Annotated in this window: 9 protein-coding genes; 5 read left to right on the top strand and 4 right to left on the bottom strand. The window is 71.2% G+C overall.

Annotation, left to right across the window (positions count from 1 at the left end; genetic code table 11):
• Window positions 1-74: plasmid recombination protein (locus AB0M20_RS23445; RefSeq protein ID WP_364301459.1), on the bottom strand; the 74-nt coding region annotated here is incomplete at its 3' end.
• Between AB0M20_RS23445 and AB0M20_RS23440 the strand changes: the two genes are divergently transcribed.
• The 3 genes from AB0M20_RS23440 to AB0M20_RS23430 are packed head-to-tail and all read left to right on the top strand — an operon-like array spanning window position 40 to window position 2,128.
• Window positions 40-807, top strand: coding sequence for a transglutaminase domain-containing protein (locus tag AB0M20_RS23440; protein WP_364301457.1), 768 nt, complete (start codon window positions 40-42; stop codon window positions 805-807). The genes AB0M20_RS23445 and AB0M20_RS23440 overlap by 35 nt on opposite strands.
• Window positions 804-1,658 carry a methyltransferase domain-containing protein gene (locus AB0M20_RS23435; RefSeq protein ID WP_364301455.1) on the top strand — a complete coding sequence of 285 codons (855 nt, stop codon included), beginning with the start codon at window positions 804-806 and terminating at the stop codon, window positions 1,656-1,658. Before AB0M20_RS23440 ends, AB0M20_RS23435 begins: the two co-directional genes overlap by 4 nt.
• The gene (locus AB0M20_RS23430) at window positions 1,655-2,128 is read left to right on the top strand and encodes a GNAT family N-acetyltransferase (protein ID WP_364301453.1); all 474 of its coding nucleotides are present in this window, start codon (window positions 1,655-1,657) and stop codon (window positions 2,126-2,128) included. Before AB0M20_RS23435 ends, AB0M20_RS23430 begins: the two co-directional genes overlap by 4 nt.
• A gap of 86 nt (window positions 2,129-2,214) precedes the next feature.
• Here the strand turns inward: AB0M20_RS23430 and AB0M20_RS23425 are convergent, their stop codons facing one another.
• Window positions 2,215-2,634: a DUF6461 domain-containing protein gene (locus tag AB0M20_RS23425; protein WP_364301451.1), complete on the bottom strand. Its 420-nt coding sequence runs from the start codon at window positions 2,632-2,634 to the stop codon at window positions 2,215-2,217.
• A 22-nt stretch (window positions 2,635-2,656) separates the two neighbouring features.
• Between AB0M20_RS23425 and AB0M20_RS23420 the strand changes: the two genes are divergently transcribed.
• Window positions 2,657-3,349, top strand: coding sequence for a protein phosphatase 2C domain-containing protein (locus AB0M20_RS23420; RefSeq protein ID WP_364301449.1), 693 nt, complete (start codon window positions 2,657-2,659; stop codon window positions 3,347-3,349).
• A gap of 16 nt (window positions 3,350-3,365) precedes the next feature.
• Here the strand turns inward: AB0M20_RS23420 and AB0M20_RS23415 are convergent, their stop codons facing one another.
• The gene (locus tag AB0M20_RS23415; RefSeq protein WP_364301446.1) at window positions 3,366-4,304 is read right to left on the bottom strand and encodes a hypothetical protein; all 939 of its coding nucleotides are present in this window, start codon (window positions 4,302-4,304) and stop codon (window positions 3,366-3,368) included.
• A gap of 74 nt (window positions 4,305-4,378) precedes the next feature.
• On the opposite strand from AB0M20_RS23415, the gene AB0M20_RS23410 reads away from it, so the two are divergent.
• The gene (locus AB0M20_RS23410) at window positions 4,379-4,873 is read left to right on the top strand and encodes an anthrone oxygenase family protein (RefSeq protein ID WP_364301444.1); all 495 of its coding nucleotides are present in this window, start codon (window positions 4,379-4,381) and stop codon (window positions 4,871-4,873) included.
• Between the two features lie 12 nt (window positions 4,874-4,885).
• Here AB0M20_RS23410 and AB0M20_RS23405 read toward each other — a convergent pair whose 3' ends face one another.
• Window positions 4,886-5,665, bottom strand: coding sequence for a caspase family protein (locus AB0M20_RS23405; RefSeq protein WP_364301442.1), 780 nt, complete (start codon window positions 5,663-5,665; stop codon window positions 4,886-4,888).
• Between the last annotated feature and the right edge of the window lie 125 nt (window positions 5,666-5,790).

Below are 5,790 nucleotides of genomic sequence, written 5' to 3'. Positions count from 1 at the left end.
GGTATAAAGTGAAGGTGCATATGAGGCGCTGATTCATCCATATGCACTTTCGCTGAAACGATAGAACGTTTTATCCATAATCATGATACGGTTATGTTCACAATTTGCATGGATGTAGTAGATAGTGCATTTGCACCAGGAGTCAGTGCACCAGCTGTCCTAGGAATATATCCACATACAGTTTTCGAACTTGCTAAACGGGTCATTCCAAGTGCCCGGCCGCGGCCCGTCGAGCAGCGCACCGTGGGCACGTGCCGCAACTTCGTGGTGCTGGCGGTGGCGTTGCTGCGGCTGCACGGGGTGCCGGCCCGGGCCCGCTGCGGCTTCGGCACCTACTTCCAGGAGGGTCTCGGGCTCGACCACTGGGTGCTGGAGTATTGGAGCGACGACGAGCGCCGCTGGGTGCGCACCGATCCCGAGTGGTTCGGCAGCGAGACCGTGCCCGACGCGGCCGACCTGGCGCCCGGCCGGTTCCTGACCGGCGGCGAGGCGTGGCGGCTGTGGCGCGCGGGCGAGATCGAGGGGACGAGGTTCGGTGTCTGGGGCACCAGCCACGCGTGGGGCGAGGCCGAGATCCGGGGCAACGCGATCCGTGACCTGGCCGCGCTGATGCGGGTCGAGACGCTGCCGTGGGACGAGTGGGGCCGCATGGAGGCGTCCTATCAGGGCAAGACCGGCCCCGACTACGACGAGCTGATCGACACGGTCGCGACGACCTGCGCGGGCGACGATCCCGATGCGATCGCGACGCTCTATGCGACGCCCGAGCTGAGCGTCCCGGCCGCGATCATCGGGTCCGCGGCATGACCACGGACAGGTGGGCGAGCTGGCTGCTGCACCGGCGCGACGGCGGCGACCCGGCGGTCAAGCGTGACCACCATCCCGCGCTGATCGCCTTTCGCGACGGGGTGCTCGACCGGGCCGCGATCGAGCCCGGCGACGTGGTGCTCGACGTCGGCACGGGCACCGGCCTCGTCGCCTTCGGCGCGCTGGAGCGGGTGGGCCCCTCCGGCCGGGTGATCTTCAGTGATGTGTCGCCGGCGCTGCTCGACGAGTGCCGCGCCCGGGCCGGCGACGACCCGCGATGTTCGTTCGTGACGGCCTCGGCCGACGACCTCACCGAGGTCCCACCGGCATCGGTCGACGTCGTGACGACGCGGTCGGTGCTGATGTATCTGCCGGATCGCGAGCGCGCGTTCGGCGAGCTGGCGCGCGTGCTCCGGCCGGGCGGGCGCCTGTCGATCTTCGAGCCGATCAACAGCTTCGGCGCCGAGCGCTTCGGCTTTCTCGGGTTCGACCTGACGCCGGTGCTGCCCCTGGTGGCCAAGGTGCTGGCCGCGTACGAGGGGGAGGACGTGATCCTCGATTTCGACGAGCGTGACCTGCTCCGGTGGGCGGCCGGCGCCGGGTTCACCGCGATCGAGATGGACTACCGGGCGGAGATGGACGTGCCCGCGCCCGCGCTGCCGGGAGACTGGGCGGCGATGCGCGAGACGGCGCCCAACCCGCTGGCGCCGACGTACCGCGAGGCGATGGAGGCGACGCTGACCGAGGCCGAGCGCGTGGATCTGGAGTCGCACCTGCGGGAGGCGCTCGAGTCCGGCGCGCCGCGGCGCAGCACGACGGCGACGGCCTACCTCAAGGCGGTGCGCGCATGACCGAGGTGACGTTGCGGCCGGTCGAGGATGCCGACCTGGACGCGATCTTCGAGCACAGGCGCGACCCCGAGGCCGTGCGGATGGCGGCCTTCACCGCGGCCGACCCGTCCGACCGGGCGGCCTTCGACGAGCACATGCGCCGGGTGCGCGCGAGGCCCGACGTCACGCTGCGGGCGATCGTCGTCGACGGCGTGCTGGCCGGCACGGTGTCGTCGTTCGTGATCGAGGGCGACACCGAGGTCACGTACTGGATCGACCGGGCGTGGTGGGGTGGCGGCGTCGCGACCAGGGCGCTGACCGAGCTGCTGCGGCTGGTGCCGGTGCGGCCGGTGACGGCCCGGGTCGCCGCCGACAACGAGGGCTCGCGCCGGGTGCTGGAGAAGTGCGGCTTCCGCGAGATCGGCACCGATGAGGGCTACGCCAACGGCCGCAACGCCACGATCAGGGAGCTGATCCTCAGCCTCCCCTGACCGCGCCCGGCGCCGCGGGGGCAAGCAAAAAGTGGTAGCTCAGCGGCCTTTCGCGGGGCCGAATGCGCGGCTGAGCTACCACTTTCTCAGGTGAAGAGGGTGGCCGGCTTGAGGCCCGTGATGCGCTGGGCCAGCACGATCGCCCGGGCGTCGGAGTCCTTCCACTCGTCCTCGTACTCGTACATCGGCGGGCGCAGGCCCAGGGCGTTCATCAGGTGGCTCAGCCGGCCCGGGTCGGAGCCCCACATCGTCTCCTCGGCCGGATACCCGGGGTCGAAGGCGGTGACCGTCTCGCCGCCGACCGCGTACTCGAAATGGGCCGAGCCTCCGGAGCGGGAGACCGCGACGGCCTCGCCGGCCGGTGCGGACGCCTCCGCCGCGGCCGTCTCGGCGGGGGCGGTCGCCGACCGCGACACCGACCAGCCGTCCGGGCCCTTCACATACAGCAGGTGGTAGCTCTCGCCGAGCCGGTCGCACAACGCCTGCGCCTGCACCAGATCGTCCACCCGCCCAGCGTAAGCTGCCGCGGTGGCCGACCTCGCGATGACGGCCGGGAGTGTGACCGGCAACCGGTATCCGGCGAACTTCGACAAGATGCGCGCCGAGCCGCAGCGCCGCCTCGCCGTGGTGGCCGACGGGATGGGCGACGGTCCCGGCAGCGACGAGGCCGGCAACCTCGCCGTCGAGGTCTTCGCCGCCGAGGCGGCGCCGGACGCTTCCGCCCTGCGCGCGGCGGTGGCCGAGATTCAGCGGCAGGTGATCGCGGCCGGTCACGCCCGGGCCGGCCTGACCGGGTGCACCCTCACCGGATTCGTGGCCGGCGGGGACGAGGCGTGGATCGTGCAACTCGGCGACTCGCGCGCCTACCGCCTGCGTGCCGGCCTGCTCGAGCTGCTCACCACCGACCACACCATCGCCTGGCTGGGCGCGGTGCACGGCTGGTTCGCCCACGACTCGCCCGAGGCGCGCACCGCGCGCTACCGGCTCACCCGCTATGCCGGCCACCCCGACGCGCCGGAGCCGGATCTGCTCAACGTCGCGCTGCGGGCGGGCGACCGCCTCCTGCTGTGCACCGACGGCCTCACCGACCAGGTGCCCTACGAGCGCATCCAGGCGGTGCTGGAGGCGGGCGGGGCGGGCGCGGTCGACTCGCTGCTCGCCGATTCGCTGGCCGCGGGTGGCACCGACAACGCCACCGCCGTCATCGTCGAGGTCGGCTGAGGGCGATGCCGGGCGCTCACCGGCGCCGTCGTCGCGGTTTGCGCGGTTTACGCGGTGCCGGCTTCTCCTCGGTGGTGGTGAAGATGCCGCGGACGCGCTCCTTCAGGACGTCCACCGCCACCGCCGTGAGCGCCAGCACCAGCGCGCTGAGCAGCCAGGGCAGAAAGCCCCACGAGCCGGCCTCGTAGATCTTGCGGCCGGCCGGGTTGCGCAGCGCCGAGCCGAGCACGTCGATCGTGACCGGCCCGCCGAACCGGGGCGTCTTGATGGACAGGCTCTGCAGCGCCGGCCGTCCCGGCAGGTCCTGTATCCCGTCCGCCGCCGGGTCGGAGTTGCCGAGTGCGCCCTTCGGCGTCCTGATCGTGAGGTCGGAGCCGGCGACCGGCACCAGCCAGAACTGGTCGGAACCCAGGGCGGCGGCCCCGAGGTTCAGATCGAAGGTTTCCCGCTGCACGCCGAAGGTGCCGGCGCCGAATGCGGGCAGGCCCCTGACCCGCACGTACACCGGTGCGCCGTCGAGCCGGCCCTCGGCGCTCCACCCGGCCGGCATCCGCAGCGCGGACAGGTCCGGCTCCGGATCGGTGAACTCGTCCTCGAGGTTGTCCCGGAAATCCCGATCGCAGACGACCGTCTCGGTCAGGGTGACCGCCGGACCGGTGGCGTCGACCCGGCCGGTGTAGTGCACCGAGATCCGCGGCAGGGAGTACGGCGCCGGAGTGTTGGCGGGCAGGAAGAGCACCTGCACCACGAGCCAGACGAACAGACCCGAGACCAGGCCGCCGACGCAGGTCAGCCCGACGATGACGGCCCGGCGCCGGCCGAGGAGGCCGAGCGCGGCGGCGCCGGCCGGGACCACGAGATACCGGACATCGAGCAGCACCACCGCCAGCACCGTGGCGGCGAGCGCCAGCAGCACCGCCACCGCGGCGGCGACGCGCTCCACCGTGGACGTCATACCTGAGATCCTCGCGTATGCGGCGAAGATCCTGAGCGATGGTCTGCTTCCAGGACCGCCGGTTGACTGGTCGCATGTTCGTACTGCGAGTGTCCGCGCTGATCGCGGCGACGATGACCACCGGTCTGACGGCCGGCGTGTTCGGCCTCTACCAGCACACCGTCATGCAAGGCCTGGGCCGCACCGACGACCGCACGTTCGTCGGCGCCTTCCAGGCGATGGACCGGGCGATCATCAACCCCTGGTTCATGGCGAGCTTCCTCGGCGCGCTGCTGCTCACCATCGCGGCGGCGGTGCTGAACCCCGGCCGCGGGATCCTGCCGTGGGTGCTGGCCGCGCTGGTCCTCTACGCGCTGGCGGTCGCCGTCACGATGGTGGTGAACGTGCCGCTGAACGACGCGCTGAAGGCAGCCGGCGACCCCGGCACGATCGCTGACCTGGCGGCCGTCCGGGAGCGGTTCGACGAGTCGCGCTGGCTGGCCTGGAACCTGCTGCGCACGATCACCACGACGGCCGCGTTCGGCTGCCTCTGCTGGGCGCTGGTCGCCCGCGGTGCCGGCTCTGCTTGACGATGATTCCGGCTACAGCACGGTCCAGGCGCGCTGGGTGCGGCTCCCGTCCACCCCCGGCCGCTGCGGATAGTCCTGACTGGGCAGTGACTGCGCGATGGCCCGGCCCCAGTCCCGGTACGTCGCACCGTCCGGAAGCTCCCGCAGGGCTTTCAGCGCGAAGTACGTGAATGCGCCGTTGGCCCGCCCGTCGAAATGCGCGTCATAGCTGAACTCGACGTCCGTGCAGCCCGACATCAGCAGCGCGGCGTGCCGTGGACGACCGGCCGTGACCCGCGGCATGCGTGCCGCCCGCGCGGCCTCCTCCTGCGACAGGAACACCCCCGGCGGCAGGAAGCGCACCCGGTCCGCGTCGGTCCGGGTGGACGGCGCGAACTTGGCGACCGTCCCCGAGTGGCAGGAGTCGGAGATCATGATCGGCCGGACCCCGCGGGCCCGGTCGCAGAGGATGTCGTACAGCTCGTCGTCGAGCAGGGGGCCGTTCGCCGCGATGTCGTACGGCACCAGCGCCTCGTCGCGCCCGTCCGGCTCATCGCCGTTGTCGTCGCGGACCCAGGTGCCGTGCCCCGAGTACGTGATGACGACGGTGTCGCCGGACCCGGCCCGCTGCAGCACCCGCCGCATCCCGTCGCGCATCGCCGCCCCGGTGGCCTGCGCGTCCAGCATCATCTCGATCTCGAAGCCGCGCTTGGTCAGCTCCTCGGCCCAGTCGTTGGCGTCGTTCACACAACCGGACAGGTCGCTGCCGGTTCCCGGATAGTCGTTGATCCCGATGCAGAGTGCGTATTTCATCCGCACAGCATCGGTGACGGCACGCGATCGCGCCGTCACCGATCCGACTACATGCCCATGTATCCCGGATACTGCCGGTGCACCGGCGATGCCTGCTTGCGATTGCGCATGCGGATCCGCAGCAG

This window comes from Actinoplanes sp. NPDC051633 (assembly GCF_040681735.1).
Lineage (GTDB): Bacteria > Actinomycetota > Actinomycetes > Mycobacteriales > Micromonosporaceae > Actinoplanes.
Note: the sequence above shows the minus strand (reverse complement) of the source record. Positions and strands in the feature narration are given on the sequence as shown.

Excerpts from the sequence above, each read along its gene's own strand:
- AB0M20_RS23435 (WP_364301455.1), top strand. The coding sequence starts at position 804 with ATGACCACGGACAGGTGGGCGAGCTGGCTGCTGCACCGGCGCGACGGC.
- AB0M20_RS23415 (WP_364301446.1), bottom strand. The coding sequence starts at position 4,304 with ATGACGTCCACGGTGGAGCGCGTCGCCGCCGCGGTGGCGGTGCTGCTG.
- AB0M20_RS23405 (WP_364301442.1), bottom strand. The coding sequence starts at position 5,665 with ATGAAATACGCACTCTGCATCGGGATCAACGACTATCCGGGAACCGGC.
- AB0M20_RS23430 (WP_364301453.1), top strand. The coding sequence starts at position 1,655 with ATGACCGAGGTGACGTTGCGGCCGGTCGAGGATGCCGACCTGGACGCG.
- AB0M20_RS23410 (WP_364301444.1), top strand. The coding sequence starts at position 4,379 with ATGTTCGTACTGCGAGTGTCCGCGCTGATCGCGGCGACGATGACCACC.